We start from the raw sequence: 1,273 nt of genomic DNA, 5'->3' as shown, positions 1-1,273 counted from the left end.
CACTGCTGTCCCATAAACATTAATAAATGAAAAAGCCTGGATCCAAGTGAGTAAAATGAGAGTGCGACCAAACACTCTACTCATAAAGGATTCAGGCTTTGTCTCATCATAACACCGCATTTCATCAGTTGCTCCAGCCGTTATCCCGACATGATTTCGAACGTCTCGCTCGTGAGCACCACGTTGGGCAAAAACTGCGTTCTGCATCACGCTGGGATCAGTTTGTCGGGCTTTCCATGTCTCAAATTGCTGGCCGTCAAAGTCTGCGGGATATCGAGTCCAGCCTGACCAGTCAACGGCACAAGTTGTATCATCTCGGCGCTAAGCCCATTGCCCGTTCCACCCTGGCACGTCTCAATGAGCAGCAACCGGCCGAACTCTATGAAGCCGTCTTCTATAAGCTACTACAGCGTTGTTCTATTCGTTCAAATGCACACAAGTTTCGCTTCAAAAATCCGCTTTATTCACTCGACGCCAGCACCATCGATCTGTCATTGAGCCTCTTCCCCTGGGCTAAAATTCATCAATCCAAGGCCGGGGTAAAACTGCACACCGGCCTGAACAATGCCAGCCTGATCCCTGAATTCGTCGCCTTGAGCGAGGGCCGGGAAAACGATCTGATTCAAGGTCGACAGTTCAACTTTCCAGCGGGTAGCATCCTCGCCTTTGATAAGGGCTATGTTGATTACCGCTGGTATGGTGAGCTTACAAAACAAAAGGTTAGTTTCGTCACACGGCTGAGACCTAAGGCTGTTTACCAGGTGCAGCTATCCAAGCCTGTGCGTGCTGATGGGCCCGTTGAATATGATCAGGTGATTGAATTGAGCAGTCAGCACGCGCTAAAACAGGGCGCGCCGCGACTTCGTTTAGTGGGATACGTCTGTCCGGACAGTGGTAAGCATTTTCGCTTTATCACGAACAACTTCAAGCTGGCAGCGACAACGATTGCCGCCATCTACAAGGATCGTTGGCAGGTCGAGCTCTTCTTCAAAGCCCTCAAACAAAACCTGAAAATAAAGGCCTTTTTAGGTAACAGTAAGAATGCTGTGCTGACGCAGATTTGGATTGCCATGATCTGCTATCTGTTACTCTCGTTTGCACGTCACAGTGCCCAAAAAGGCTGGAGCGTTCAGCGCATTATGCGCACGCTCCAAGTAAGCTTGTTCGAAAGAATCCCGCTTTGGGCTCTCATGAATCCGCCATCGCCAGAGCCACAAAAAAGGGATCCTCAGATGAGAATCCCTTTATGATCAAAAACTATGGGACAGCAATG

At 49.3% G+C, this 1,273-nt stretch carries 1 protein-coding gene; it reads left to right on the top strand.

Features of this window, described 5'->3' with window-relative positions:
* Window positions 1-98: 98 nt before the first annotated feature.
* Complete coding sequence (locus tag ACT3XD_RS19570) at window positions 99-1,250, top strand: IS4 family transposase (RefSeq protein ID WP_192539957.1); 1,152 nt, start codon at window positions 99-101, stop codon at window positions 1,248-1,250.
* The last annotated feature ends 23 nt before the right edge of the window (window positions 1,251-1,273 follow it).

The organism is Halomonas sp. AOP7-B1-5 (assembly GCF_052353045.1).
GTDB classification, from domain to species: Bacteria; Pseudomonadota; Gammaproteobacteria; order Pseudomonadales; family Halomonadaceae; genus Vreelandella; species Vreelandella colorata.
This window is presented reverse-complemented; position numbering and strand designations above follow the sequence as displayed.